This window comes from Pseudomonas sp. AC252 (assembly GCF_979258105.1).
The window spans coordinates 976333-1002667 of the sequence record NZ_OZ409837.1 but is presented as its reverse complement, the minus strand read 5'-3'; the positions used below and the strand labels follow the sequence as shown (position 1 = coordinate 1002667).

21 protein-coding genes and 1 pseudogene are annotated in these 26335 nt (G+C 60.2%); 3 read left to right on the top strand and 19 right to left on the bottom strand.

Going from position 1 to position 26335, the window contains the following annotated elements:
• Window positions 1–46: 46 nt before the first annotated feature.
• Together ACZZZ4_RS04660 and ACZZZ4_RS04655 are read right to left on the bottom strand one after the other, a co-directional pair.
• On the bottom strand, window positions 47–574 hold the full coding sequence (locus ACZZZ4_RS04660) for an MOSC domain-containing protein (RefSeq protein ID WP_415761401.1): 528 nt from the start codon (window positions 572–574) through the stop codon (window positions 47–49).
• Window positions 571–1197, bottom strand: a complete 627-nt coding sequence (locus tag ACZZZ4_RS04655; RefSeq protein ID WP_007909887.1) for a DUF1780 domain-containing protein — start codon at window positions 1195–1197, stop codon at window positions 571–573. The genes ACZZZ4_RS04660 and ACZZZ4_RS04655 overlap by 4 nt, the downstream gene beginning before the upstream one ends.
• A 117-nt stretch (window positions 1198–1314) precedes the next feature.
• Between ACZZZ4_RS04655 and ACZZZ4_RS04650 the strand changes: the two genes are divergently transcribed.
• Window positions 1315–2004 carry an energy-coupling factor ABC transporter permease gene (locus ACZZZ4_RS04650; protein ID WP_463547334.1) on the top strand — a complete coding sequence of 230 codons (690 nt, stop codon included), beginning with the start codon at window positions 1315–1317 and terminating at the stop codon, window positions 2002–2004.
• A gap of 49 nt (window positions 2005–2053) precedes the next feature.
• Here the strand turns inward: ACZZZ4_RS04650 and yacG are convergent, their stop codons facing one another.
• The 5 genes and pseudogenes from yacG to pilB all read right to left on the bottom strand — a co-directional run bounded on the left by yacG (window position 2054) and on the right by pilB (window position 6655).
• Entirely contained in the window at window positions 2054–2254 is a 201-nt protein-coding gene (gene yacG / locus ACZZZ4_RS04645; protein WP_016773149.1) for a DNA gyrase inhibitor YacG, read from the bottom strand.
• A pseudogene (gene coaE, locus ACZZZ4_RS04640) lies at window positions 2251–2864 on the bottom strand (dephospho-CoA kinase). Before coaE ends, yacG begins: the two are co-directional and overlap by 4 nt.
• On the bottom strand, window positions 2861–3733 hold the full coding sequence (locus tag ACZZZ4_RS04635; protein ID WP_463547333.1) for a prepilin peptidase: 873 nt from the start codon (window positions 3731–3733) through the stop codon (window positions 2861–2863). The pseudogene coaE and the gene ACZZZ4_RS04635 overlap by 4 nt, the downstream one beginning before the upstream one ends.
• A 1-nt stretch (window position 3734) precedes the next feature.
• The gene (locus tag ACZZZ4_RS04630; protein WP_463547332.1) at window positions 3735–4952 is read right to left on the bottom strand and encodes a type II secretion system F family protein; all 1218 of its coding nucleotides are present in this window, start codon (window positions 4950–4952) and stop codon (window positions 3735–3737) included.
• 2 nt (window positions 4953–4954) lie between these two features.
• Complete coding sequence (gene pilB, locus ACZZZ4_RS04625; RefSeq protein ID WP_434766758.1) at window positions 4955–6655, bottom strand: type IV-A pilus assembly ATPase PilB; 1701 nt, start codon at window positions 6653–6655, stop codon at window positions 4955–4957.
• 226 nt (window positions 6656–6881) lie between these two features.
• Between pilB and ACZZZ4_RS04620 the strand changes: the two genes are divergently transcribed.
• Together ACZZZ4_RS04620 and ACZZZ4_RS04615 are read left to right on the top strand one after the other, a co-directional pair.
• Window positions 6882–7319 (top strand): pilin, encoded by a 438-nt coding sequence (locus ACZZZ4_RS04620; protein WP_039761637.1) that lies wholly within the window; start codon window positions 6882–6884, stop codon window positions 7317–7319.
• Between the two features lie 298 nt (window positions 7320–7617).
• A complete protein-coding gene (locus ACZZZ4_RS04615) occupies window positions 7618–7971 on the top strand; it encodes a BON domain-containing protein (RefSeq protein WP_039761635.1) in 354 nt (117 codons plus the stop codon).
• A 269-nt stretch (window positions 7972–8240) separates the two neighbouring features.
• Here the strand turns inward: ACZZZ4_RS04615 and ACZZZ4_RS04610 are convergent, their stop codons facing one another.
• From ACZZZ4_RS04610 to ACZZZ4_RS04555, 12 genes are all read right to left on the bottom strand, one after another.
• Entirely contained in the window at window positions 8241–8540 is a 300-nt protein-coding gene (locus ACZZZ4_RS04610) for a DUF2845 domain-containing protein (protein WP_039761633.1), read from the bottom strand.
• Complete coding sequence (locus tag ACZZZ4_RS04605) at window positions 8537–11488, bottom strand: DUF748 domain-containing protein (protein WP_463547331.1); 2952 nt, start codon at window positions 11486–11488, stop codon at window positions 8537–8539. Before ACZZZ4_RS04605 ends, ACZZZ4_RS04610 begins: the two co-directional genes overlap by 4 nt.
• Before the next feature lie 222 nt (window positions 11489–11710).
• Window positions 11711–12727, bottom strand: a complete 1017-nt coding sequence (locus ACZZZ4_RS04600; RefSeq protein WP_463547330.1) for a class I SAM-dependent rRNA methyltransferase — start codon at window positions 12725–12727, stop codon at window positions 11711–11713.
• A 134-nt stretch (window positions 12728–12861) separates the two neighbouring features.
• Window positions 12862–14799 (bottom strand): acetate--CoA ligase, encoded by a 1938-nt coding sequence (gene acs / locus ACZZZ4_RS04595; RefSeq protein WP_463547329.1) that lies wholly within the window; start codon window positions 14797–14799, stop codon window positions 12862–12864.
• Window positions 14800–15000: 201 nt separating this feature from the next.
• A complete protein-coding gene (gene pgi, locus ACZZZ4_RS04590) occupies window positions 15001–16665 on the bottom strand; it encodes a glucose-6-phosphate isomerase (protein WP_016773160.1) in 1665 nt (554 codons plus the stop codon).
• Between the two features lie 359 nt (window positions 16666–17024).
• Window positions 17025–17885, bottom strand: coding sequence for a pantoate--beta-alanine ligase (gene panC, locus ACZZZ4_RS04585; protein ID WP_039761627.1), 861 nt, complete (start codon window positions 17883–17885; stop codon window positions 17025–17027).
• Window positions 17882–18682, bottom strand: a complete 801-nt coding sequence (gene panB / locus ACZZZ4_RS04580) for a 3-methyl-2-oxobutanoate hydroxymethyltransferase (protein WP_463547328.1) — start codon at window positions 18680–18682, stop codon at window positions 17882–17884. The genes panC and panB overlap by 4 nt, the downstream gene beginning before the upstream one ends.
• A gap of 435 nt (window positions 18683–19117) precedes the next feature.
• A complete protein-coding gene (gene folK / locus ACZZZ4_RS04575; RefSeq protein ID WP_463547327.1) occupies window positions 19118–19603 on the bottom strand; it encodes a 2-amino-4-hydroxy-6-hydroxymethyldihydropteridine diphosphokinase in 486 nt (161 codons plus the stop codon).
• A 3-nt stretch (window positions 19604–19606) separates the two neighbouring features.
• On the bottom strand, window positions 19607–21007 hold the full coding sequence (locus tag ACZZZ4_RS04570) for a polynucleotide adenylyltransferase PcnB (RefSeq protein ID WP_463547326.1): 1401 nt from the start codon (window positions 21005–21007) through the stop codon (window positions 19607–19609).
• Between the two features lie 732 nt (window positions 21008–21739).
• Entirely contained in the window at window positions 21740–23176 is a 1437-nt protein-coding gene (locus tag ACZZZ4_RS04565; protein WP_039761623.1) for a sigma-54-dependent transcriptional regulator, read from the bottom strand.
• Window positions 23177–23198: 22 nt separating this feature from the next.
• On the bottom strand, window positions 23199–26153 hold the full coding sequence (locus ACZZZ4_RS04560; protein WP_161806084.1) for a sensor histidine kinase: 2955 nt from the start codon (window positions 26151–26153) through the stop codon (window positions 23199–23201).
• Window positions 26137–26313 carry a hypothetical protein gene (locus tag ACZZZ4_RS04555; RefSeq protein ID WP_003176118.1) on the bottom strand — a complete coding sequence of 59 codons (177 nt, stop codon included), beginning with the start codon at window positions 26311–26313 and terminating at the stop codon, window positions 26137–26139. Before ACZZZ4_RS04555 ends, ACZZZ4_RS04560 begins: the two co-directional genes overlap by 17 nt.
• Window positions 26314–26335 lie beyond the last annotated feature (22 nt).

Below are 26335 nucleotides of genomic sequence, written 5' to 3'. Positions count from 1 at the left end.
GCCTCGTCAGGTAGACGTTACTGAATGAGCACAGGCTACAGCGGTTTCAGCCCGGGTTGAAGGCAGCGTAGCCGCTGTCCGGAACCGGTTCGACGCACACGCTATCGTCGAGGCGAATGATGCCGCTTTGTAACACCCGGGCGGTGATCCCGCCATGCCCGCGCACGGCCTGGAAAGTGCCCGGGCCAAGATTGTTCTGCAAGCGTGCGCAGGGCTGACACCAGCCAGTGGTTTCGAGTATCGCTTGCCCGATGCGAAAGCGCCGCCCCTTCAGGCTAAACAAATTGATTCCGCTTATAACGAGATTGCGCCGCAGATCTTCAGGCCGGATCGGCTGGTCATCGGGACGGCCCATCAATGCGTTGATTACCGCCAGGTGCTCCCACTGAATCAGCGTCACCTGTCGCGCATTGCGAATGCCCGGGCGGGCGTGGTCGCCGGTGAGCCCGGCTTCCAGCCGCGCCTCGACCGCGTCGAGCTCAAGCATCGGCCCACGGGATTCTGGACGCACGCCGATCCAGCGCACACGACCGGTTTGCGGAACCTCGGCGATCAGTTGCTGCAGCGGCGTCACAGGCTGATGCCCACGTCGAACACAATGCTGCGGCCGAGGTTGCTGCGAAGAAAGTCCGGTGCGTCGGGATGGGCGAACAGCACGCGGGCGAACGTCGGGCCGACCAGCGACAGCGAGCGCCAGCCCTGACGCAGATATTCGGTCGGTGGCGGGAAATGACTGTTGAGATCCAGCACTTCGCGCTTGAGGCTGGCGAAGGCGATGATGTCCAGCTCACCCAGATCCATGCCGCGTTCCTTGTAGTTGTGCGCCTTCTTGCGCAGGGTCGGCGCCAGACGCAGGAGAAATTCGTTGGCCGGGATGCGTTTGGGCTTGGCTTCGCGGCGCACCAGTTGGCTCAGGGAAAACGCGCTGCGCCGACGCTGCAATTCGTCGCGCCACTCGTCATTGAGACGGCGGCCTTCGTCGAGGACGAAAAAAACTTCGAAATTGGCATCGCGGAACAACACATCCGGCGGTTCACCCGCAGGGGCGAACTCATCGGCGCGGTAGGGGATGTTCAAACCTTGCAGCAGGCGCTGGCAGACCCAACGCTCACGCTCCCATTTGCGGGCATTGGACAGGAACGCATTGGCTTGCTCGGCCGCGATGGTCAGCAGGCGTAAATAATCTGAATCATCCATAAGCCCAAGCTTAGCGTCCAAATGCGACAAGCAGAAAGCTTTGCATCGGCTGGTGCACATACATCGGCGGTGTAGACTGCGACAAAGCGGTAAGCCTATGGAGAAGGTGAGGGAATCATGATCGGTGCCGAACTGCTGTCCTCGGCAAGCCTGACGCTCGGCTGGCTGATTTATCCACCGGTGCTGCTCTGGGCGATCATGCGTGCGCCATGGGTCGAGCTGTTCAGCGACAGTCGCCGGCAGCACTTGCTGTTCGGCACGGTGTTCGCGCTGTTTCTGCTGTGGCTGGTGCGCAGGGATTTCGACACCGGCGTGTCCTATCACTTCATCGGCATGACGGCGGTCACGCTGCTGCTCGATTGGCCGCTGGCGATCGTCGGCGGGCTGGTTGCGCAGATTGGCCTAGTGCTGCTTGGGCGTCAGGATCTGGCTGCGGTGGGCGTCAATGGCGCGTTGCTGATTCTGCTGCCAGTGCTGATCACCGAGTGCGTGGCGATTCTGGTCGAGCGTGCGCAGCCACGAAATCCGTTCGTTTATATTTTCTGTTCCGGTTTCTTCGCCGCTGCGTTGTCCGGCCTGTTGTGCCTGATCCTCAGCCTGACGCTGCTGTGGTACGACGGCCTCTTCGCCATGCCGGAATGGCTGGAAGATTTCGTCGGCTACCTGTGGTTGCTGTTGTTTCCAGAGGCCTTTATCAACGGCATGGTTGTCAGTGCGTTGGTGGTGTTCTGCCCGGAATGGCTGGAGACCTTCAACCGCACCCGTTACCTTTCAGCGCCCTGGAAGGACGACGATCCGAAGTATTGATCCACTCCGAACCGCCATCCTCGCGGGCATTACGCAACCTGATCAGCGATCAATGACGCGGATCGAAATCGCCGGAAAACAATTCGTCTTCGGCATCCGGAGCGACCGGAATCTTGTGCTCTTCCGAGGCCCAGGCGCCGAGGTCGATCAGTTTGCAGCGGTCGGAGCAGAACGGACGGAATTTGTTTGCCGGGGTGAATTCGACAGGGGCGCCGCAGGTCGGGCATTCAACGGTTGGAATCTGGCTCATGCTTGGCCTCCGGATAAAGTCAGATAAAAGTGATGCAGACGCTCGACCTCGCTGTGCAGCCAGGCGAGATCGCGGTCATTGACGATAACGTCGTCGGCACGGCTCACGCGGTCTTCACGGCTCGATTGCGCCTTGAGGATCGCCTGCACCTGCGCTTCGCTGGCCTGGTCACGCTGCAAGGTGCGTTCGATCTGCAGTTGTTGCGGCGCATCGATGACCAGAATGCGCTGAGTCATCGCGTATTGCCCGGACTCGATCAGCAGCGGTGAAACCAGAATCGCGTAAGGCGATTTTGCCTGCGCCAAGTGATGAGCGATTTCCTCGCCGATCAACGGATGCAACAGCGCTTCGAGCCAACGTCGCTGTTCCGGGTCTTCAAAAATCAGTTTGCGCAGGGCGGCAGTCCATCGGCCTGCAACACGCCAGAACCGATGTGCTCGGCGATTTTCGCCAGCGCCGGACGCCCCGGTTCGACTACCCAGCGCGCCGCATGATCGGCATCCACCACATGCACACCGAGATCGATGAAGTGCTGTGCCGCTGCACTCTTGCCGCTGCCGATGCCGCCGGTCAGGCCGAGGATCCAGGGTTTTTCCACAGGGGTATTCATTTCAAACCGACAGACTGCCAATAGAAGTCGGTTATTTGACCACCCCAGAGCAAGGCAATCCAGCCGGCAATTGCCAGAAAGGGTCCGAAGGGGATCGGCATCGAGGTTGCCTGGGCGCGCAGACGCAGCATGACGACGCCCAAAATCGCCCCAACCAACGATGACAACAGAATCGTCAACGGCAGAATCTGCCAGCCACCCCACGCGCCGAGCAAGGCCAGCAGTTTGAAGTCGCCATGACCAATGCCGTCCTTGCCGGTGAGCAGTTTGAACAGCCAGAACACCGACCACAGCGCCAGATAACCCGCGACCGCGCCCCACAACGCATCGGGCAACGCCACGAACACGCCGAAGCTGTTGACGATCAGCCCCAGCCACAGCAGCGGCAGCACCAGTACATCGGGCAGCAGCTGATGTTCACAGTCGATCAGACTCATCGCCAGCAAGCCCCACGTCAGCAAGATCAGCAACCCCGCCGGCCAGCCGAAGCCCAGATGCCAGGCGATGAATGCAGAAAGCAGGCCGCAGGCGAGTTCAGTCAGCGGGTAACGTTTGCTGATCGGCGCCGCACAGGCCGAGCAGCGCCCGCGCAGGCACAGATAACTGAGCAGCGGAATGTTTTCCCACGGGCGGATCCGGTGCCCGCAGTGCGGGCATGCGGAGTGCGGCAGCATCAGGTTGTAAGTCGGCACAGGCGTTTCAGTGGGCAGGCCGAGCACATCATGGGCCTGCTGCCGCCAGTCGCGCTCGAGCATCTTTGGCAGGCGCCAGACCACAACATTGAGGAAGCTGCCGACCACCAGCCCGAGCAGCAGCGCGCTGACCACAAAGGCCAACGGATACACGGCAAACAGTTCGTCGATAGGCATGTCAGATCGCTGAGCCGAGTTGGAAGATCGGCAGATACATGGCCACCACCAGTCCACCGACGATGACCCCCAGCACCACCATGATGAACGGCTCCATCAGGCTGGTGAGGTTGTCGACCATGTTATCGACTTCCGCCTCATAAAAACCGGCGACCTTGTCGAGCATGTCATCCAGCGCGCCCGATTCTTCGCCGATGGCGGTCATCTGCACCGCCATGTTCGGAAACACACCGGTGCTGCGCATCGAGAAATTGAGCTGCATGCCGGTCGAGACGTCTTGCCGCACGCGCAGCACCGCGCGCTTGAACACCACGTTGCCGGTGGCGCCGGCGACCGAATCCAGCGCCTCCACCAACGGCACCCCCGCCGCGAAAGTGGTCGACAGGGTGCGGGCGAATCGCGCGACGGCGGACTTGTACATCAAGGTGCCCACCAGCGGCAGCTTCAGCAGCCAGGCATCGCGACGGTCGCGCAGCGCCTGTGAAGTTTTCAATGCGTGGCGAAGGCCGAAAAAGGCTGCCACCAGGGCAAAAAGAATCGCCCACCACCACTGCTGCATGAACTCCGACAGGCTGATGATCATCAGGGTGAAGCCCGGTAATTCGGCGCCGAAGCCGGAAAACACCGACTGGAACTGCGGCACCACTTTGACCAGCAGAATGCCGGTCACCACCGCCGCCACCAGCACCACGGCGGTGGGGTAAGTCATGGCTTTTTTGATCTTGGCCTTGAGCGCTTCGCTTTTTTCCTTATAAGTCGCGACCCGTTCGAGCAAGGTGTCGAGGGCGCCGGACTGTTCGCCGGCGTCGACCAGATTGCAGTACAACTCGTCGAAGTATTGCGGTTTCTTGCGCAGGGCGGTGGCGAAGCTGTTACCGGCGGCAACTTCCTGTTTGACCTCATCGACCAGTTTGCGCATGGCCGGGTTTTCGAAGCCTTCGCCGATGATGTCGAAGGACTGCAACAGCGGTACACCGGCCTTCATCATCGTTGCCATCTGCCGGGTGAACAGGGCGATGTCCTTCGGTTTGATGCGTTTGCCCAAGCTCAGCAGGGAAGCGGATTTCTTGCGCACCTTGCCCGGGTTGATCCCCTGTTTGCGCAGCTGCGCCTTGATCAGTGCGGGGTTCTGCCCGCTCAACTCGCCCGTGACCTTGCTGCCTTTGCGGTCGGTGCCTTCCCAGGCGTAAACGCTGACTTTCGCTGCCTTGACCGCCATGTTCAATCCTTGGTGACCCTGTTGATTTCCTCAAGGCTGGTGATGCCTTGCATGGCCTTGTGCAGCCCGGAAGTGCGCAGATCGGCGAAGCCGTCGCGACGCATCTGGATGTCGATTTCCAGCGAATTGCCTTCGGCCATGATCAGCCGTTGCAGGTCCGGTGTGTTCTTCACCACTTCATAAATCCCTACGCGTCCTTTGTAACCGCCATTGCAGTGATCGCAACCGACCGGCTCGTAGATCGTGAAATGACCGATGCGTTCCTCGGGGAAGCCTTCCTTGAGCAAGGTTTCATGAGGGATTTCCAGCGGCCGCTTGCAGTGCGTGCACAACTTGCGTGCCAGACGCTGGGCGATGATCAGGCTGACCGAGGTGGCGATGTTGAAACCGGGAATGCCCATGTTGTGCAGGCGCGTCAGGGTCTCAGCCGCGCTGTTGGTGTGCAGGGTCGACAGCACCAGGTGGCCGGTCTGCGCGGCCTTGATCGCGATCTCGGCGGTTTCCAGGTCGCGGATCTCACCGACCATGATTACGTCCGGGTCCTGACGCAGAAACGAACGCAGTGCCTGGGCAAAGTCCAGCCCTTGCCGGGGATTGACGTTGACCTGGTTGATGCCTTCCATGTTGATCTCCACCGGGTCTTCAGCGGTGGAAATATTGATGTCGACGGTGTTGAGGATGTTCAGCCCGGTGTACAGCGACACGGTTTTACCGGAGCCGGTGGGCCCGGTGACCAGAATCATCCCTTGCGGCTGTTTCAGCGCGGCGAGGTACAAGGCCTTTTGTTCGGCCTCGTAACCCAAGGCGTCGATGCCCATTTGCGCACTGGACGGGTCGAGAATCCGGATCACCACTTTTTCGCCCCACAGGGTCGGCAGGGTGTTGACGCGGAAATCGATGGATTTGCTTTTCGACAGGCGCATCTTGATCCGCCCGTCCTGCGGTTTGCGCCGTTCGGAAATATCCAGACTGGCCATCACCTTCAGGCGAGCGGCAATGCGCCCGGCCAACTGGATCGGCGGCTTGGCCACCTCGCGCAGCATGCCGTCGGTGCGCATGCGCACCCGGTAGTTTTTCTCGTAGGGTTCGAAATGCAGGTCAGAGGAGCCGCTCTTGATCGCATCGAGCAGCATCTTGTGCACGAAGCGTACGACCGGAGCGTCGTCGGCATCGAGGCCGCCGATGACGTCCTGTTTGCTGTCATCGACGGACTCGACGTCGAGGCCGTCGAGATCAACATCGGCCATTTCTTCCAGACCCGAGGCGTGGCTGTCGAAGAACTTGTCGATGGCGTCGCTGAGCTTGTCGTCCTCGACCAGAATCGCTTCGGTGCTCAGGCCGGTGCTGAACTGGATGTCGCTGATCGCCTGCTGATTGCTCGGGTCGGAAAGGCCCACGAACAGCTTGTTGCCGCGCCGCCACAGGGGCAGGGCGCAGTGCTGACGCACCAGTTTTTCACTGACCAGGCCCTTGGGCTGAGTCTCCTTGTCGAGGCAGTTGAGATCGAGCAGGGCCATGCCGAAGTGTTCCGAAGCGATCTCGGCGATCTGCCGGCTGTTGACCAGCTTGTTGTGTACCAGGTAATTGACCAGCGACACGCGATTGCGCTGGGCCTGCGCCCAGGATTGCCGGGCGCTTGTTTCCGTGAGCAGTTCGGCCTGGACCAATTGCTTGGCCAGACCGCTCAGAGCGATGTCATTCATGGGGATTCCGCACGCTTGCCGTTCATGACTTATAGCCTAGTCAAGTGACAGCGCCAAACACGGCCGGTGCAGGTGACAAAAAGTGTCAGATAGTGCGGTTGCGGGTTGTAGGAAACGACGCAGGGGATTGCGCGCGCCCAGCAGGCGGGGTCTGAAAGGCGTTGGCATGGGCTGTGCTGAGCCTTGTTCAGGTCATGAGATTTCGACTCATGCATGGAGCGTGTCTATGAAAAAACAACAAGGTTTCACATTGATCGAGCTGCTGATCGTCGTGGCGATCATCGGCATTCTGGCGACTATCGCCTTGCCTCAGTATTCGAAGTATCAAGCGCGGTCGAAGGTGACGGCGGGGCTGGCGGAGATTAGTGCATTGAAAGTGCCGTTCGAGGACACGATCAATCAAGGCACAGCTCCAACTCTGGCCAACGTTGCTAATGGTGCGACTACTACTTCCAACTGTACGTTGGCAGTTACCGGTACAGCCGCGACTGGCGAAGGCACGCTTACCTGCACCCTGCTCAATGCACCAGGTCCGGTGTTAGGTAAAACCATTACGCTTTCTCGTTCCGGGGCGGCTACGGGGAATACCTCCGGTGTTTGGACGTGTGCGACGACGGTCAACGCTGATTATTCTCCGCGCGGTTGCACGGCCAGCGGTACGTAATCACAAAGGTGAATAACCAGAATGCCCCGCATTGCGGGGTATTTTTGTATCTGCGATCGCTTCACAAAAGCTCCAATAATTTCAGCAGCTTATGAACTTTCCAAAAAACCGCAACTTGCATGTGATTTTCACGCAAGTCATGCATTTTGCATGAAAACGAAAATAGCCTGTTTTCATAACTCGTTGTTTTTTAAAGAGTTTACATGCCAGGAAAAGTTGGCACAGCGTTCGCAATATCTCTGGTAACCCTGCTGACAAGCGTTACAGCAGACTTCCAGTAAAAACAGGAGTTACTCGTATGAAGAAGTTCGCTATCACTGCCGCTGCTACCGCTCTGACCCTGACCATGGCTGGTGGCGCTTTCGCCCAGTCCGCTCAGGCTACCCAAGCGCCAATGGTTCTGGCTGCTGGTGAAGTTACCAAGGCTAAAGAAGCTACTTCCGACACCTGGATCACCACCAAAGTGAAAAGCGATCTGGTTACCGAAAAAGGTATTCCAGGCACCGACATCAAAGTCGAAACCAACAAAGGTGTAGTTTCCCTGTCTTCTGACGTAGCTGTTACCGAAGCTCAGAAAACCACCGCTGTGAACATCACCAAGAAAATCAAAGGCGTTAAAGCGGTATCCGCTGACGGCCTGAAAGCCGAGTAAGGCAAGACTTCTCGCCTGAACCGGGAGAAGACGCGACAGACGGGCCGAGTAATACGTCTGCCGCAACTTTAGAGTTCATGCGAACGGTCACACGGATGTGACCATTACAGGCCCCGGCACTTGTGTCGGGGCCTGTTCTATTTCAGGGATCACACAAAACAAATGTAGGAGTGAGCCTGCTCGCGATGGCGGTCTGTCAGTTGATTCATTGTTGACTGACAGACCGCCATCGCGAGCAGGCTCACTCCTACAGAGGGACGATATGTTGATCAGTTACCGCGTTTGCTGTTGATCTGCCGCAGGCGATTGCCTTCGAAGCGCAGATATTGGTACATGCCATTGTTCGGGCCGTAGGTCCATTCCTCGACCTGAAACTCCTCGCGGCGATTGGCACTGCGCTTGTAGCCAAGCACGTCACGGCTCACCGGCTCGCCACATTTTTGCAGCACCTCGCTTGCGCGGTCGCCAAGGCTGATCAACTGGCTGCCGCAGCGCAAGGTATCCGAGGCCGACGCGTGGCCAGCAGCGCACGTCAGCGCGAGCACGGCCAGCCAGTTACGCACGGTCATTCGGCATCCAGGTGCATTTGCGTGACCACGCGGCCATCGCTTTCGGCCTCGCCAAGGTTGGCATCGATGAAGTACACCCGGTCATCCTCAAGCTTGCCCTTGTCGACCAGATAATCCTTGATGGTGCTGGCGCGATCCTGGCCCAACTGGCGCAACAGCACATCGCTGCCGCTCCAGAACGCGATCACGCCCTGGCGCATTTTCGCCGTGCGTTCTTCCTTGCCCAGATCTTTCCATTCTGCCGGTGGCTGGGTCTTCAGGCGAGTGCGGTAGATGCCTTCGAGCAACGCGCCTTTCTCGCTCTCGGGCACTTGCAGCAGCGAGGCCTGGGCCGGGACTTTATCGCCACGGCGCTGGAGCATCTTGTAGTAGTTGTACTGATATTCGCGTTCCAGACGTTGCTCGGCCAGCAGTGGTCCATCGCTGCTCTTCGCGGCAGTGCCTTCGATTTCCAGGCGCAGCGCCGGACGTTCCTTGAGCGCTTGCGAGAGTTTTACCAGCGCCGCTTCGGCGTCTTTGTTCAAGTCGCTGGAACCCGGCGCGAAGGACACCGTGCCAAGGTCTTCGGAGCCACCGCCACTGACCAGCCCGCCGATCATTTTGAATGGCGCGGCGGCCGCTTTGACGATCAGGTTGCGCAGGGTTTGCCAAACGATCGGCATCACGCTGAACTGCGGATTGTTCAAGTCGCCGGTGACCGGCAATTCGATGGAGATCTTGCCGTCGACATCCTTGAGCAGGGCGATCGCCAGCTTTAGCGGCAGGCTGACTGCATCGGGGCTGTCGACTTTCTCGCCCAGTTGCAGTTGCTCGACGACGACTTTGTTCTCGGCTTTCAATTGTCCTTTGATGATCAGGTAGTGCAGGTCAAGGTTGAGCCGGCCCTTGCGGATGCGGTATCCGGCGAATTTGCCGGAGTAGGGCGTCAGGGTCGTCAGTTCGACGCGTTTGAAACTGGTGGCGATGTCGAGGCTGGCCATCGGGTCGAACGGATTGACCGCGCCCTTGATGGTCACCGGCGCATAACGGTCGACTTTGCCTTTGATATCGACGCTGGCCGGCTTCGCCTGACGACTGTCGATGGTGCCGATCTGGCCGTTGAGCTGTTGCACGGCGGTGGCGAAGTTGGGTGTCAGACTGAAGTCGGCGAAGTTGGCCGAACCATCGTTGATCGCAATCGCGCCGATGTGAATGCCCAGCGGTTTGTCCTTGCCCGCCGGTTTGGCTGCGGTGCTTTTTGCACCGCTGTCGGCCGGTTGCGGGATCAGCAGGTCGTCGACGTTGGTAGTGCGATCGTCGTTGATCATGAAGCGCACATACGGCTGCAACAGGTTGACCTTGTCGATCGACAGGCTGTCGCCGTGCTGATAGTTGATGCCGTCGATCACGACTTGCTGCCATTTGAGGAAGTCGCGGGTCTTCAGCGTATCGAGGGTGTGCAGTTGATCGATCTGCGCGCGGCCGGTGACGCTGAGCGCCAGTGGCTCAGTGCTCTTCAGGTTGACCTTGAGGTCGCTGCCGAGCATGCCGCTGCGCAGTTCCAGGCGAATGAACGGGTTGATGTAGGACTGCGCGACACGCAGGTCGATGTCCTGGGTTTTGACGTTGAGCTGTGCGTTGACCGGGGCCAGGTTGACCGTACCGTCGGCGCTGATCTTGCCTTGCTTGCCCAGGCCGCTGTCGAGCTTGAGCTTGAAAGGCGAGCCGTTGAGGCTGTCGAAATCCTGCAGATCGACGTTCAGCGGAGTGATATCCAGCGCCACCGCCGGTTGCGCCGAGCGGTCGGCGAGATGGACCGTGTAGTTGCGCAGCTGCACATCTTTGACCAGCACCTGCCATGGCTTGCTCGGTGCGCTTGGCTCAGGTTTCGGCGAGTCGGCGGCAGCCGGTGCATCGACCGGTTCGGCAGCGGCTTTGGCCGCTGGTTTCGACGGTTGGCTGGCGAACAGTTTCTGCCAGTCCAACTGGCCGTCGGCTTCCAGCGCCGCCCAGGTTTCCAGCTTGTTGCTGCGGACCTTGCCGACCACCACTTGCTGCTTGGCCAGGTCCAGCGAGGTTTCGCTGACGTCGAGGCGTTCGAGCCTGGCCAGCGGACGTCCGTCTGGAGCCTTGATGGCGAACGGCGCAATGCTCACCGCGACGTTGTTGAGCAACAGTTCGGTCTGTTTCGACAGGTTGAGTTTGTAGTCGGTGCTGAGGCTGACAACGCCGTTTTCCAGCACCAGCGGCACTGCGTCGCGCACGTAAGGCCAGAAGGATTTCATCTGGCCATCGGTGACTTTCAGGGTGCCTTCGGAGGTAAAGGGAATCAGACTGAAATTGCCGGTCCAGTCGATCCGCCCGCCAGCGGGGCCGATCGCGACAAGGGTCATGTCGGCGCTGTCCTCGGGCAGGGTGCTGAGGTTTTTCAGCTCGAAACTGAGATCGTCGTAAAGAAATTCGATTGGCTCGCTAGGGCGTACATCCTCGAAATGCACCACGCCGCCAGCCAGTTTGATGTTGTCGATGCGCAGCGGGAATGGCTTGGCGTCGGGATCGGCGGGTGTCGGCTCGCTCGGCGGCACGTTGAACAGGCCAAGCAGGTTGAGCTTGCCGTCCTTGGCGAAGAGGATTTCGCTTTTGGGTTTGTCCAGTTCGATGTCGGACAGATGCAGCGCTTTGGTCCACAGGCTGTCGATTTGCAGGTTGGCATAGAAGCGATCGAAGCCGACCTGCTCCTTGCCCGGCTCGCCGATGACCAGGCCCCACAGGGTGACCTCAAGGCTGAAGGGGTTCAGTTCGATGCGCTGCAGATGCGCCGGCACCGTCGCGTAGTTGGCCAGTTGCTGGTTGGCCACGCGCAAGGCGATGCCCGGCAGGATCAGAAACCCCAGCAGGCTGTAGAGGGCCAGGGCTGTCAGCAGTGCGCCAATCGCGCGAATCAATCCTTTGGGCATGTGCGGCTTCATCTGTCTGAATCGGAGTGCCTTGGAGTATGGCACGCGATTCTGGTTCCGAAGTGCTTGATGTGGGACAGGATTGTTCAGTTTTATCTGTACGAACAAAATCCCATGTGGGAGCGAGCTTGCTCGCGAAGGGGTCGTATCGGGCAGCCTTTTTGGTGACTGATGCACCGCTTTCGCGAGCAAGCTCGCTCCCACAGTGGAGTGTGGCTATCCGAGAATTGGGAATTACAGCTGCAGAATGAGCGTCTTCAAGGGTGGCTGCTGGTCCAGCGAAGGGAAGTCGGCGCCCGGGGGCATCACGCTCCATTCGCGTACCGGGCGGCCGGCTTTTTCGGCGCAGCGCAGCACTTGTTCGCGCCAGTCGTCCATGCTGACTTTCGCCAGGTTGTTGCAGCAGATCAGCACGCCGTCATCGGCGGTGGTCAGCAGCGCGGGTTTGAGCAGGCTCTGATAATCGCGCAGCAGATCGACGGTGCCGAATGCACTTTTCGCCCAGGCCGGCGGGTCGAGCAGGACCAGATCGTATTGGCGCTGTTCGAGGCGCTGATAGCTCGGCAGCTTCTGCCCGCGACGCACGCTGATCGGCAGGCCAGCGAGCTGACGGATCGCCGGAAAGTAATCGGACTGAATGAATTGCATCGGCGGCAGCTGCGGGTTGAGCAAACCATTCTCGCGACCGACCGCGAGATTGCCCTCGGCAAAATCGAGGTTGCACACCTCGCGCGCACCGCCCGCCGCTGCACTGAGGCCAACACCACAGGTGTAAGCGAACAGGTTGAGCACGCTTTTGCCTTGCGCGTGATCCTTGACCCAGCCACGGGTGTTGCGCAGGTCGAGGAACAGCAGCGGATCCTGCCCGGCATGGCGCCCGCGCACGCGATAGTTCAGGCCCCATTCATGCCCGACCAGATCCGCCAAAGCAGCGTCATTGGCCTTGTAGACGCTGTCCTCACGATCGATCCGCGAGTTGCCACGGGAGCGGTCGTTGTAGACCAGCAGGGTGTCGAAGCCCAGCGCCTGGTTGACCATGGCATGCAGTTGCAGCAGATCGTCGCGTTCGAGTGTCTGGTGAAAACTCTGCACCAGCAATTGCGGGCCGTAGCGGTCGATGGTCAGGCCGCCGGCGCCTTCCTGGCTGCCATGGAACAGCCGATAACAATCGGTGCCCTGGCTGTGCAGCACAGCGAGCAGGTCCTGGCGTTGATCGAGGGCGGCGCGCAGCGCCTGATTCAAGGAAGACATGCGGGCGCCTTGCTGAAAAAAACGCGAAGCTTAGCAGTCGCGGAGCTACAAGCGGCAAGTTTCTAGCTGCAAGCTAAAAGCGAAAAGCCGCGCGGACCGCTTTAGCTTGCGCTTGTAGCTAGAAACTGCAGCTCTCAAGTATTGAGCCGCTTGTCGACCAGATCCTGCACCACACTTGGATCAGCCAGCGTCGAAGTATCGCCCAGACTGTCGAGCTCATTGCAGGCAATCTTGCGCAGGATCCGCCGCATGATCTTGCCCGAGCGGGTTTTCGGCAGCGCCGGCGCCCACTGGATCAGGTCCGGTTTGGCGAAGCTGCCGATCTCCTTGCTGACATGCGCCAGCAGGTCTTTCTTCAGCTCTTCGTTGGCCTCGGTGCCGTTCATTGGCGTGACGAATGCGTAGATGCCCTGGCCTTTGACGTCGTGCGGATAACCGACCACGGCGGCCTCGGCGATGCTGTCATGCAGCACCAGCGCGCTTTCCACTTCGGCGGTGCCGATGCGGTGGCCGGAGACGTTGATCACGTCGTCGATGCGTCCGGTGATCCAGTAATCGCCGTCCTCGTCGCGGCGGGCGCCGTCGCCGGTGAAGTAATAGCCGGGGTAGGGTTTGAAGTAGGTGTCGATCATCCGCTGCGGATCGCCGTAGACGCTGCGGATCTGCGCCGGCCAGCTCGATTTGATCGCCAGCACGCCGCTGCCGACGCCTTTGATTTCCTTGCCGACTTCGTCGAGCAACACCGGTTGCACGCCAAACATTGGTTGCGTCGCGCAGCCCGGTTTGATCCGTTGCGCGCTGACCAGCGGGCTGAGCATGATGCCGCCGGTTTCGGTCTGCCACCAGGTGTCGACGATCGGGCAGCGCTGTTCACCGACGGCATTGAAATACCATTCCCACGCTTCCGGGTTGATCGGCTCACCGACGCTGCCGAGCAATCTGAGGCTGGCGCGCGACGTTTCCTTCAATGGTTCGGCGCCTTCGCGCATCAACGCGCGCAGGGCGGTGGGGGCGGTGTAGAAAATGTTGACCTTGTGCTTGTCGATAACCTGCCAGAAGCGCGAACTGCTCGGGTAGCTCGGCACGCCTTCGAACATCAGTGTGGTCGCACCGTTAGCCAGCGGCCCGTAGACGATGTAACTGTGGCCGGTGACCCAGCCGACGTCGGCGGTGCACCAGAACACTTCGCCGTCGCGGTAGTCGAGCACGTACTTGAAGGTCATTGCTGCTTGCAGCAGGTAGCCGCCGGTGGTGTGCAGCACGCCTTTGGGTTTGCCGGTGCTGCCGGAGGTGTAGAGGATGAACAGCGGATCTTCGGCGTCCATCGGTTCCGGCGGGCAATCGTCGTCGACTTCGCGTACGGCCTGGTGATACCAGAGGTCGCGGCCTTCGACCCAGTCGACCTGGCCCTGCGTACGCTCGACCACCACCACGGTGCTGACGTTCGGGCAACTTTGCAGGGCTTTGTCGACGTTGTTTTTCAGTGACACGAAGCGGCCGCCGCGCACGCCTTCATCGGCGGTTATCACGGTACGGCAGTCGGCGTCGAGAATTCGATCACGCAGGGAATCCGGGGAAAATCCGCCGAACACTACCGAGTGAATCGCGCCGATTCGCGCGCAGGCGAGCATGGCGTAGGCGGCTTCGGGGATCATCGGCATGTAGATGCACACCCGATCGCCTTTCTTCACGCCACGGCTTTTCAGCACGTTGGCCAGACGGCAGACGTGGTGATGGAGTTTGTTATAAGTGATCTGCGCCGATTCGGCTGGGTCGTCGCCCTCCCAGAGCAGGGAAATCTGTTCGCCGCGTTGTTCAAGGTGGCGGTCGATGCAGTTGTAGCTGACGTTGAGCTTGCCGCCGGCAAACCAGACCGCTTCACCGGTTTTCAGGTCATAGCGCTGCACGGTCTGCCACGGCGTGCTCCAATCGAGGAAGCGCGTTGCCTGCTCGGCCCAGAAGGCACTGGGGTGTTCAATCGATTCGCGGTACAGGCGCCGATACTCGTCCTGGCTCAACTGAGCGGCCTGGCGCACGGCATCGGCTTTGGGGAACGTGCTGATATCGAACATGACGGTTCCTTATTCTTGTGGTGCGACACGAATAAAGATGCGCCGAGCGCTGCACAGGTTCAAGTCATGTGCCAAAACAACTGTGGGAGCGAGCCTGCTCGCGAATACGGTGTCTCAGTCAACGAAGGTGTTGAATGAAGAACCGCTTTCACGAGCAGGCTCGCTCCCACAGGGGAACAGCGTTGTGCCCGGAGGCTTGGATCAGCCGCGATGACGCCCGCGGAAGTAGTTGATCAGGCCCTGAGTCGAGGCATCGTCAGCCACGGTCTCGTCGCTGCCGACCAGGCGGTTGTAGACGCCTTTGCCCAATTCCTTGCCCAGTTCCACACCCCACTGGTCGAAGGCGTTGATGCCCCAGACCACGCTTTGCACGAACACTTTGTGCTCATACATCGCAACCAGCGCGCCGAGGCGACGCGGGCTGATGCGTTCGACTACCAGAGTGTTGCTCGGACGATTGCCCGGGATCACCTTGTGCGGCGCCAGTTTGCGCACGTCGTCTTCGCCCATGCCTTTGTCGCGCAGTTCGGCTTCGGCTTCCGGCAGGGTCTTGCCGAGCATCAGCGCCTGGCTCTGCGACAGGCAGTTGGCGTACAGCCACTGGTGGTGGTCGGAGACCGGGTTGAAGCTGACGATCGGCACGATGAAGTCAGCCGGAATCAGCTGGGTGCCCTGGTGCAGCAACTGGTGGTAAGCGTGCTGACCGTTGCAGCCGACGCCGCCCCAGATCACCGGGCCGGTATCGGTCGACACCGAGGTGCCGTCCTGACGCACGCTCTTGCCGTTGGATTCCATGTCCAGCTGTTGCAAGTGCTTGGTGATGTTGCGCAGGTAGTGGTCGTACGGCAGGATCGCGTGGCTTTGCGCGCCCCAGAAATTGCCGTACCACACGCCGAGCAGAGCCAGCAGCACTGGCATGTTCTGTTCGAACGGCGCGGTCTGGAAATGCTGGTCCATGGTGTAGGCACCAGACAGCAGTTCCTTGAAGTTGGACATGCCGATGGCCAGGGCGATCGGCAAACCGATCGCCGACCACAGCGAATAACGGCCGCCGACCCAATCCCACATCGGGAAGATGTTTTCTTCACGGATACCGAAGGCCACCGCAGCGGCGTTGTTGCTCGATACCGCGATGAAGTGGCGATACAGCTCGGCTTCCGAACCGCCCTGCGCCAGGTACCAGGCGCGTGCGGCCTGAGCATTCTTCAGGGTTTCGAGGGTGTTGAACGACTTCGACGAAACGATGAACAGCGTGGTCTCGGCGCGCAGTTTCTGCGTCAGCTCGTGGAATTCACTGCCGTCAATGTTCGCCAGGTAATGGCAACGCACGCCTTTCTGCGCATAGGACAGCAGCGCTTCGGACACCAGCTCCGGGCCGAGGAACGAACCACCGATGCCGATGTTGACCACGTCGGTGATCGGCTTCTCGGTGTAACCACGCCACAGTCCGTCGTGAATGCGGCCGACCAGATCGGTGATCTGGTTCAAGACCTTGTGCACTTCCGGCATCACGTTGACGCCGTTGACCGACAACTTGTCGCCGACCGGGCGGCGCAGGGCGGTGTGTAGTGCCGGGCGGCCTTCGGAAGCGTTGACGATTTCGCCGTCGAACAGCGCTTTGATCGCGCCCTTCAGATCGACTTCATTGGCCAGACCCACCAGTAGATTGCGGGTCTCGGCGTTGATCAAATTCTTCGAATAATCGAGAAACAGGCCGCAGCTGCTGAGGGTGAACTGATTGAAACGCTGCGGATCGGCGTTGAAGGCTTCGCGCATGCTGAAATCCTGCATGGCTTGGCGGTGATCTTTCAACGCTTGCCAGGCGGGCAGAGCGGTAACGTCGTGAGGAGTGCGGTAGTACGCCATCGCTGCGGTTTTCCTTTTTACTTGAACGGCCTTTTGAACACGGTGCAGATCAGCCATGCCCTTTTAGCGCATGGGATCAACTGCGTCGACACGATATCTGGACACAGGGCGAATACAGTAAACCTCGCGCTGCGTTCTGTCTTGACTTTGTCTGACCAGATCCCTGTACTTTTTTAACATCCGAACGGGGATTTGCCCGACAAACGGAGGTGCCCGGAAGAGTCTCGCCCAACCGGCATGCACCGAAAACACTTGTGGGAGCGAGCCTGCTCGCGAAGCCGTGGTGTCAGGCAACTTATAAGTCGCTGATACACCGTCTTCGCGAGCAGGCTCGCTCCCACAGGGACATTCGTTGCTGCTTAAATCGGGCTATCGAGATTCAGGTGCAGGTTGTCGATCAACCGCGTGGTGCCGAGGAACGCTGCCGCCAGAATCACCAGATCGCGGTCTTCCGCCGTCGCCGGACGCAAGGTCAGACCATGACGGATTTCCAGATAATCCGGACGTAGACCCGCCGCTTCCAGCACCTGCAACTGTGCAGCGATCAGCGCCGGGTAATCACGCTCACCTTGCTTGATCGCTTCGGCAATGCTGCTCAGCACGCGATACACCACTGGTGCCACGGCGCGCTGGTCTTCATTGAGGAAGCCGTTGCGCGACGACAACGCCAGGCCGTCCGCCGCACGCACGGTCGGCTCGCCGATGATCTGGATCGGCATGTTCAGGTCGTGCACCAGTGCGCGGATCACCGCCAGTTGCTGGTAATCCTTCTGGCCGAAGATCGCCAGATCCGGCTGGACCATGTTGAACAGCTTGCTGACCACCGTCGCCACACCTTCGAAGTGCCCCGGACGGCTCGCGCCACAGAGGCCTTCGGACAATTGCGGCACGCTGACCCGGGTTTGTCCGGCCATGCCGTCCGGGTACATCTCATCGACCGTCGGCGCGAACAGCAGGTCGCAACCGGCTTCGAGAAGTTTTTCCTGATCGGCGGCGAGGGTGCGCGGGTATTTGTCGAGGTCTTCGCCGGCGCCGAATTGCAGCGGATTGACGAAAATACTCGCGACGACGAAATCCACTCGCTGCGTAGCCTTGGTGATCAATGCGACGTGGCCGCTGTGCAGGTTGCCCATGGTCGGCACGAAGCCGATGCGCTTGCCTTCACTGCGCGCGCGGGCGACGGCGGCGCGCAGTTCGCGTACGGTTTTGACGGTGTTCATGCAGAGAATCCGTGTTCGATGCCGGGGAACGTGGTGGCTTTGACTTCGCTGACGTAAGCCTTCAGCGCGGACTGGATGCTGTCCTGACCGTGCATGAAGTTCTTGACGAATTTGGGGACGCGGCCGGTGATCGACAGGCCGAGCATGTCGTGCAATACCAACACCTGACCGTCGGTGGCGTTGCCGGCGCCGATGCCGATCACCGGAATGCCCACGGCCTGGCTGATTTCCGCCGCCAGTTCGCTCGGTACGCACTCGAGCAACAGCATGGCCGCACCGGCCTGCTCCAGCGCGATCGCATCGGCACGCATCTGCCGCGCCTGGTTCTCGTTGCGGCCCTGCACTTTATAGCCGCCGAGAATGTTCACTGCTTGCGGGGTCAGGCCCATGTGCGCACACACCGGCACACCGCGCTCGGCGAGCAAGCGGATCGACTCCGCCAGCCACAGTTGACCTTCGACCTTGACCATGTGCGCACCGGCCTGCATCAGCATGGCGCTGTTGGTCATGGTCTGTTCGAGGGTGGCATTGGCCATGAACGGCAGGTCGGCGAGGATCAGGGCATCACCATTGCCACGCTTGACGCTGGCGACGTGGTAGGCCATTTCCGCCGTGGTCACTGGCAGGGTGCTGTCATGACCCTGCAGAACCATACCGAGGGAGTCGCCGACCAGCAGCACTTCGACACCGGCCTCGTTGCAGGCGTGGGCGAAGGTCGCGTCATAGCAGGTCAGCATGGTGATCTTTTCACCTTTCTGCTTGAGGCTCTGGAGCGTGGTCAGGGTGATGGCTGGCATGTAAAAAATCCTCGTTCAGGCGCTCTGGAAACTGCTGCGAGTCACGCGCGTGATTCTTCATCTACTCAGGCGCACGGTCTTGTGTCGTGCTTTGAAAAGCCTGGATTGCGCCCGTTCATGCCGGGTTGGCGGCAGCGGGACGCCTATAGTCGTGATGAGCCAACCGGAAGTCAATTGCGTGTGTTACCGCATTGTTACGCGGGCGGTGTTACCGCCGTTACTGATGCGATTCAGCGGCGCTGCGGGCCTGATTCGGGGGATTTTTGTCTGACAAAAACTGGAGATTGGCAGGTGACCTGTGGCGAGGGGATTTATCCCCGTTGGGTCGCGGAGGGGCCCCATGTTTGTATGCAGCTTGGTCAGATTTGGGCCTGCTTCGCAGTCCAACGGGGATAAATCCCCTCGCCACACAACCACTGTTACAGAAGATTATTGTCAGGGCTGGGAGAGGCGTTCAAGGCCGACGAACGGGCAGGCGGCCAGAAGGTCGGAGAGGGCGCGGCCATCGGCCAGCCGCAGGTCTTGCGGCGCCAGTTCAGCGAGGGGGTAGAGCACAAAGGCCCGCTCCTGAATCTGATAATGCGGGACTTTCAGCCGTGGCTCATCGATCAGACGATCGCCGAACAGCAGAATATCCAGATCCAGCGTGCGTGGCCCCCAACGCTCCAGACGCTCGCGGCCCTGCTCATTCTCGATTGCCTGCAAGGCGTCGAGCATCTCTAACGGTGCGAGCGAGCTGTCGAGGGCGACGACGGCGTTGGTGTAACGCGGCTGGCCCGGCAACAGCGAATCGCTTTGATAAAAGGCTGAGACGCCAGAAAGAGTGGTCTGCGGCAATTGCCCCAGCGCCGCAACGGCGCTGCGCAATTGCCCGGCCGGGTCAGCGAGGTTGCTGCCCAGACCGATGTAGATGCGCTCCATGACTTACTCGCCCGTCGCGCTCGAAGCGCCGGCGCGCTTGCGCTTGGAGCCGCCGCTGCGGCGACGTTTGCGTGGCGCGCCGCTGGCATCGTCACCCTTGCCGCTGAGGTCGCGGATCATGTCGCGGCGCTCGCTGTCGTTGGCGTCCTGATAATCGGTCCACCATTCGCCGAGACCATCGGTCTCCTCACCGGCGCTTTCGCGCAGCAGCAGGAAATCGTAACCGGCACGGAAGCGCGGGTTGTCCAGCAACAGATCGGCGCGTTTGCCGCTGCGCCGTGGCAGGCGTTCCTGCATGTCCCAGATTTCGCGGATCGGCATGGTGAAGCGCTTCGGAATCGCGATGCGCTGGCACTGTTCGGCGATCAGCTCGTGAGCGGCTTCCTGCATCGCCGGAATCGGCGGCATGCCACGTTCCTGCAGACGCAACACGCGGGCGGGCAGCGCAGGCCAGAGCAGGGCGGCAAAGAGGAACGCCGGGGTCACCGGTTTGCTCTGCTTGATGCGCAGGTCGGTGTTGGTCAGTGCTTCGCTGATCAGCGTGTGGGTGTATTCCGGGTTGTATTCCAGCGCCTCGGCACTGGCCGGGAACAGCGGCGCGAACAGCTGCAGATCAACCAGCATTTCAAAGGTGATCGCGCCGTGGCCGGAGAGGAACAGCTTGAGCACTTCTTCGAACAGCCGCGCCGAGGGAATCTCGCGCAGCATCGGCGCCAGTTCGCGGATCGGCTGCACGGTGTGCTTCTCGATCCCGAAGTTGAGCTTGGCGGCGAAACGCACGGCCCGCAGCATGCGCACCGGGTCTTCCTGGTAACGCTGCTTCGGGTCGCCGATCAGACGGATCAGGTGATTGCGGATGTCGTGCACGCCATTGGCGTAATCGAGGATGCGCTCGCTGACCGGATCGTAATACAGGGCGTTGATGGTGAAGTCGCGACGTTGCGCGTCTTCTTCCAGGGTGCCGTAGACGTTGTCGCGCAGAATCCGCCCGCTCTCGTTGCGCGAAGACTGGTTGCTGTCTTCGTCGTCTTCGTTGACCGGGTGATTGGCGCGGAAGGTCGCGACTTCAATGATTTCGCGACCGAAATGGATGTGCACCAGCTTGAAGCGGCGGCCGATGATTCGCGCATTGCGGAATTCGGCACGGACCTGCTCGGGGGTGGCGCTGGTGGCGACGTCGAAATCCTTGGGCGTGATGCCCAACAGCATGTCACGCACGCAACCGCCGACCAGATAAGCCTGGTAACCGGCACCTTGCAGGCGTTCGACAATATTCACCGCATAGCGGCTGAACTGCGTTTTCTGCAGCGAATGTTGGCCGCTGTTGAGCACTTCAGGGGTGCTGCGGATGTGTTGCGTACGACGCACGGGAGTTCGGAATGACTGGAACAGCTTCTTCAGCATGGGATGCACTGTTTGAAGGAATGTTCGGCCATACCAAAAGAATGACCGCATGATGGGCGCAGATTCTAGCATTTAGTCGGGGGATGGTGTAGGACGCGGCAGATATGAGCTGCAAGCCCCAAGCTGCAAGGGTCGAGCGAGGAAAACGGGGGGATTTCACGGAAGGGAGAAACTACAAGGGAGCCGAAGCTCCCCAAGAAGTAGTTGCGTGCTCTTTTTATTATTGATTCGGGCTTCTTGTTTTTGTTGAGTGCCCTCGCCACGAAGTGTTTCCTTCGTGACCCTCCCAATCGGGAGCCAAGAGCAAACGGATTGCTTTGGTCGCTGAATTGCAGTGATCTGTCGATCCAACCAGTACAGGCTCTGTCTTAGGACAGTTTTTGTTGTTCTCGGCCTGGTCGTGGGGCAAGCCCCAAATACAACGCCTCTCCAAAAGAATCAGTTAGCTGCGCCTCTCGCCGTCTTGTTTTTATTGTGCGTGAGTCGATTCGTCTTATTTTTATTGTCTTGTGCATTGCTTGTTATTGTTCTTGTACCAAACATATAGCAGGGTGCGTGCCAACTTTTGCCAGGCCCAGAAAAACAAGGGGTTAGGTCGATATAGCCGTTTTGCAGGGGCGAAAAAAAGCCGGGGTTTCGTTACCGATAACCCCGGCTTCTGTTACGTGAATCGACTGCGGTAACAGTTTTTTCACATTGTCATGCGTTACCCGCGCACGCGGTGGGTAACGCTCAGCTCTCGCTGGCGACCCCGGTCTTGCGCCGTGGAATGCCCAGACGCTGGCGGCGTTCCCACAGACATTTACGGCTGACGCCGAGTTTGCGCGCCAGCTCGGTCTCGGTCATGTGGTCCTGATGCTCAAGGACGAAGTGCTGGAAGTAATCCTCCAGCGACAGATCCTCGGTCGGCTCATGGCTGCTGTTGCTGGCGTTACCGCCGGTTTGCGGCGGCAGACCGATGAACTCGTCGTCTTCCAGATCGCTCAGCTCGATGTCGATGCCCAGCAGGTCGGCCGAAATCTCCGGGCTTTCGCTGAGAATCACCGCACGCTCAACCGCGTTCTCCAGTTCACGGACGTTACCGGGCCAGGAATAGTGCCGGATCGCCTGTTCGGCATCGGCGGCGAATTTCAGGTCGGTGCGATTGATCCGCGCGCTCTGGCGAGCGAGGAAGGCATTGGCGATTTCGTTGACGTCGGCGCCACGCTCGCGCAGCGGCGGCAGCTTCAGGGCAATCACGTGCAGACGGTAATAAAGGTCTTCACGGAACTGGCCGATTTTCGCCAGGCTCTTCAGATCGCGGTGAGTTGCAGCGATCAGGCGCACGTCGACTTTCTGCGATTGCACCGAACCTACGCGGCGAATCTCGCCCTCCTGCAAGACCCGCAGCAGGCGAGCCTGGGCTTCGAGGGGCAGTTCGCCGATCTCATCGAGGAACAAGGTGCCGCCATCCGCCGCTTCGACCAGACCGGCGCGACCGGCACTGGCCCCGGTGAACGCGCCTTTTTCGTGGCCGAACAGTTCGGACTCAATGAGGCTTTCCGGAATCGCCGCGCAGTTCACCGAAATCATCGGCGCCTTGGCGCGTTTCGACAGATTGTGCAGAGCGCGGGCCACCAGTTCCTTACCGGTGCCGGACTCACCCTGAATCAACACATTGGAATCGGTTGGCGCGACCTTGCGGATCTTGCTGTACAGGTCCTGCATCGGTGGGCACGAACCGATGATGCCAATTTCACCATTGCTGTTATCCACAGCGGCTTTGCCGTTGCCAGCGGCAGGCTTGCTCGCCGTGGCTTCGCCGGCAGCCGGCGCCGACTGGCGATCGCGCAGAATCCGCGCAACCGCCTGGAGCATTTCATCGTGGTCGAACGGCTTGGCGATGTAATCGACCGCGCCCATTTTCATCGAGTCGACCGCCGAGCGCAGGCTGGCGTAACTGGTCATGATCAGCACCGGTGTGCCTTGCCCGAGCTTGATCAGCTCGGTGCCCGGAGCGCCCGGCAGGCGCAGGTCGCTGACGATCAGATCGAACGTAGGAATGGTGAAGCGTTCTTGTGCTTCCTGCACTGATCCGGCTTCGCTGACCTGGTACTGGTTGCGTTCCAGCAGGCGGCGCAAGGCGGAGCGGATAATGGTTTCGTCTTCGACGATCAAAATGTGCGGCATTGATTCGATACTCTCGACGGTCTCAGTTCACAGCGGACGTCGCTTCGACATGACGCGGTAAGGTCACCCGAATACGGGTGCCGCGTTGGCTTTGTACATCAGCCGGGCTGTCGATGGTGATTTGTCCATAATGCTCTTCAACGATGGAATAGACCAGTGCAAGGCCCAGACCGGTGCCTTCACCCGGGTCCTTGGTGGTGAAGAAAGGTTCGAACAATCGGTCCATGATGCTCGACGGAATGCCACTGCCTTCGTCTTCGACGATCAGATCGACCGTGTGTTCGCCGGCTTCGCTCTTGACCCGTACCGCACTGTGCGGCGGCGAGGCGTCGCGGGCGTTGGAGAGCAGATTGATCAGCACCTGGGCAAGCCGTTGCGGATCACCTTCGACCCAATGGTCGGGATCGCACAGGTTGTAGAACTGCACTTCGAAATTGCGCCGGTTCAGCGCCAGCAGGCCGATGGCGTCCTGCGCGACTTCGGCCAGACACACTGGTTCGTCGCTGTGCTGATGGCTGCCGGCATGGGCGAAGCTCATCAGCGACTGGACGATGCGCGAAACGCGTTTGGTCTGCTCGAGAATCTGCCCGCTGATTTCCGTCAATTCGCCGTCATCTTCGCGCTCCTCGCGCAGGTTCTGCGCCAGACAGGCGATGCCGGTGATCGGGTTGCCGATTTCGTGGGCCACACCTGCTGCGAGTCGGCCGATGCTGGCCAGCCGTTCGGAATGCACCAGTTTATCTTCGAGCATCTGCGTTTCGGTCAGATCCTCGACCAGTAACACCAGGCCACTGTTACCCGGGGCCAACGGCTCGTCGATTGCCGCTTTGTGCAGGTTCAGCCAGCGAGTCTGACCATCCAGCGCCAGGTGCTGTTTGTGCAAATGCTCGTCGGGCAGATTGATAAAACCTTGCAGCAATTCTTTCCACGGATTGGCGATGGTGCTCAGGCGCGAACCGACCACCCGTTGCGCGGCGATGCCGGTCAGCTCTTCCATGGCCTTGTTCCACATCAGGATCTCCTGATCCTTGGCCAGCGAGCAGACGCCCATCGGCAGTTCCTGCAAGGTCTGGCGGTGGTAGCGGCGCAGGGCGTCGAGCTCGGCGGCCAGGCCGGTGAGGCGCGAGTGGTAATCCTCGAGACGGCTTTCAATGAAGTGAATGTCTTCGGTGACGTAGTTTTCGCCGCCAGCCTTATAGGGCAGGAAGGTTTCCACCATATCCTGCGCAACGCTCGGGCCCATCAGGCCGGACAGGTTGGCCTCAATGCGGTCGCGCAACCGGCGCAAGGCATACGGCCGACGTTCATCGAAGGGCAGATACAAGTCGCGCAGCGCTTGCTCGACTTCTTTCTGCGCAGCCTTGGCACCCAGCGGCTTGGCCAACTGCGTGGCGAACTCCTGCGGCGAGGCGGCGTGCAGTTCGCGGCGTTGCGGGCGGCGCACGTTATCCACCGCACAGGCTTCGGCGGCGCTGGCTTCTTCCGGGCTGGCGTTGGTAAACAGCGAAATCAAAGTGAACATCAGGACGTTGGCCGCCAGCGAGGCGATAGCTGCCATGTGCCAACTGGTGTCGTCGAGCACGTAGATCATGTTCAGCAGCGGGATATAGAAACCCTGCAGATTGCCGACCAGCGGCAGCAGCATGGTCACCACCCAGACCGTGATCCCCGCCAGCAGACCGGCAATGAAGCCACGGCGGTTGGCGGTCGGCCAGTACAGCACCGAGAGCACCCCGGGAAGAAATTGCAGGGTCGCAACAAACGCGACGATGCCGAGGTTGGCCAGATCCTGCTCGACGCCGAGCATCAGATAGAAACCGAAACCGGCCATGATGATCGCCACGATCAGTGCCCGGCGGGTCCATTTCAGCCAGCGGTAGATATTGCCCTCGGCCGGCGGCTGATAGAGCGGCAGCACCAGGTGGTTCAGCGCCATGCCGGACAAGGCGAGGGTGGTGACGATGATCAGGCCACTGGCGGCGGACAGACCGCCGACGTAGGCAAGCAAGGCCAGCGGTTTGCTGTTGGCGGCAATGCCGATGCCGAGGGTGAAATATTCCGGGTCGGTGGTGGCGCCGAGTTTCAGACCGGCCCAGAGAATCAGCGGTACGGCGAGACTCATCAACAGCAGAAACAGCGGCAGGCCCCAACTGGCGCTGACCAGCGAGCGCGGGTTGAGGTTTTCCGTAAACGTCATGTGGTACATGTGCGGCATCACGATCGCCGAGGCGAAGAACACCAGCAGCAGCGTGCGCCACGGGCCTTCCTGCAACGGCGTGTGCAGGGCGGCGAGGGCGGTCTGGTTTTGCAGCAGCCACAGTTCGAGCTGTTGCGGGCCGTCGAACACGCCATACAGCGCGTACAGCCCAACACCGCCGAGGGCGATCAGTTTGATGATCGACTCAAAGGCAATCGCGAACACCAGCCCTTCATGTTTCTCGCGCGTGGCGATGTGCCGGGAACCGAAGAAAATCGTGAACAGGATGATCAGCGCGCAGAACGCCAGCGCCACGCGACTCTGCACACGTTCGCCGGTGAGGATACCGATCGAGTCGGCCACGGCCTGAATCTGCAGAGCCAGCAATGGCAAGACGCCGATCAGCATGAAAATCGTGGTCAGCGCACCGGCCCAGGTGCTGCGAAAGCGGAAAGCGAACAGGTCGGCCAGCGACGACAGTTGGTAAGTGCGGGTGATTTTCAGGATCGGATAAAGCAGCACCGGCGCCAGCAGAAATGCTCCGGACACGCCCAGATAGCTGGACAGAAAGCCGTAACCGTACTGATAGGCCAGGCCCACTGTGCCGTAGAACGCCCAAGCACTGGCGTAAACCCCCAGCGACAGGGTGTAGGTCAACGGGTGGCGAATGATCGCGCGCGGGATCATGCCCCGTTCGCTGACCCAGGCTACGCCGAACAGCGCCGCCAGGTACGCGGCGCTGATCAGGATCATCTGGGTCAGGCTAAAGCTCATCGGCATCTTTTTGGCTCTGCAGGATGAAGGTCACGACAATCAGGATCAGCCAGAGCAGATAAGGGCGATACCAGGCGCCCGTCGCGTCGATCCACCAATCCATGATGGCGGGGGAGAACAGGTAGATCCCGACGACCAGAAGCAGGACCAAGCGATAGATGTACATCCCGGCCTCTCTTTTTTATGCG

Bases quoted from the DNA above. Each gene is read 5' to 3' on its own strand.
- ACZZZ4_RS04560 (WP_161806084.1), bottom strand. From the start codon at position 26,153: ATGCCGATGAGCTTTAGCCTGACCCAGATGATCCTGATCAGCGCCGCG.
- ACZZZ4_RS04620 (WP_039761637.1), top strand. From the start codon at position 6,882: ATGAAAAAACAACAAGGTTTCACATTGATCGAGCTGCTGATCGTCGTG.
- panB (WP_463547328.1), bottom strand. From the start codon at position 18,682: ATGCCAGCCATCACCCTGACCACGCTCCAGAGCCTCAAGCAGAAAGGT.
- ACZZZ4_RS04655 (WP_007909887.1), bottom strand. From the start codon at position 1,197: ATGGATGATTCAGATTATTTACGCCTGCTGACCATCGCGGCCGAGCAA.
- ACZZZ4_RS04650 (WP_463547334.1), top strand. From the start codon at position 1,315: ATGATCGGTGCCGAACTGCTGTCCTCGGCAAGCCTGACGCTCGGCTGG.
- ACZZZ4_RS04600 (WP_463547330.1), bottom strand. From the start codon at position 12,727: ATGTCTTCCTTGAATCAGGCGCTGCGCGCCGCCCTCGATCAACGCCAG.
- ACZZZ4_RS04610 (WP_039761633.1), bottom strand. From the start codon at position 8,540: ATGACCGTGCGTAACTGGCTGGCCGTGCTCGCGCTGACGTGCGCTGCT.
- pgi (WP_016773160.1), bottom strand. From the start codon at position 16,665: ATGGCGTACTACCGCACTCCTCACGACGTTACCGCTCTGCCCGCCTGG.
- ACZZZ4_RS04565 (WP_039761623.1), bottom strand. From the start codon at position 23,176: ATGCCGCACATTTTGATCGTCGAAGACGAAACCATTATCCGCTCCGCC.
- ACZZZ4_RS04605 (WP_463547331.1), bottom strand. From the start codon at position 11,488: ATGAAGCCGCACATGCCCAAAGGATTGATTCGCGCGATTGGCGCACTG.
- folK (WP_463547327.1), bottom strand. From the start codon at position 19,603: ATGGAGCGCATCTACATCGGTCTGGGCAGCAACCTCGCTGACCCGGCC.
- pilB (WP_434766758.1), bottom strand. From the start codon at position 6,655: ATGAATGACATCGCTCTGAGCGGTCTGGCCAAGCAATTGGTCCAGGCC.
- ACZZZ4_RS04615 (WP_039761635.1), top strand. From the start codon at position 7,618: ATGAAGAAGTTCGCTATCACTGCCGCTGCTACCGCTCTGACCCTGACC.
- panC (WP_039761627.1), bottom strand. From the start codon at position 17,885: ATGAACACCGTCAAAACCGTACGCGAACTGCGCGCCGCCGTCGCCCGC.
- ACZZZ4_RS04635 (WP_463547333.1), bottom strand. From the start codon at position 3,733: ATGCCTATCGACGAACTGTTTGCCGTGTATCCGTTGGCCTTTGTGGTC.
- acs (WP_463547329.1), bottom strand. From the start codon at position 14,799: ATGTTCGATATCAGCACGTTCCCCAAAGCCGATGCCGTGCGCCAGGCC.
- ACZZZ4_RS04630 (WP_463547332.1), bottom strand. From the start codon at position 4,952: ATGGCGGTCAAGGCAGCGAAAGTCAGCGTTTACGCCTGGGAAGGCACC.
- yacG (WP_016773149.1), bottom strand. From the start codon at position 2,254: ATGAGCCAGATTCCAACCGTTGAATGCCCGACCTGCGGCGCCCCTGTC.
- ACZZZ4_RS04570 (WP_463547326.1), bottom strand. From the start codon at position 21,007: ATGCTGAAGAAGCTGTTCCAGTCATTCCGAACTCCCGTGCGTCGTACG.
- ACZZZ4_RS04555 (WP_003176118.1), bottom strand. From the start codon at position 26,313: ATGTACATCTATCGCTTGGTCCTGCTTCTGGTCGTCGGGATCTACCTG.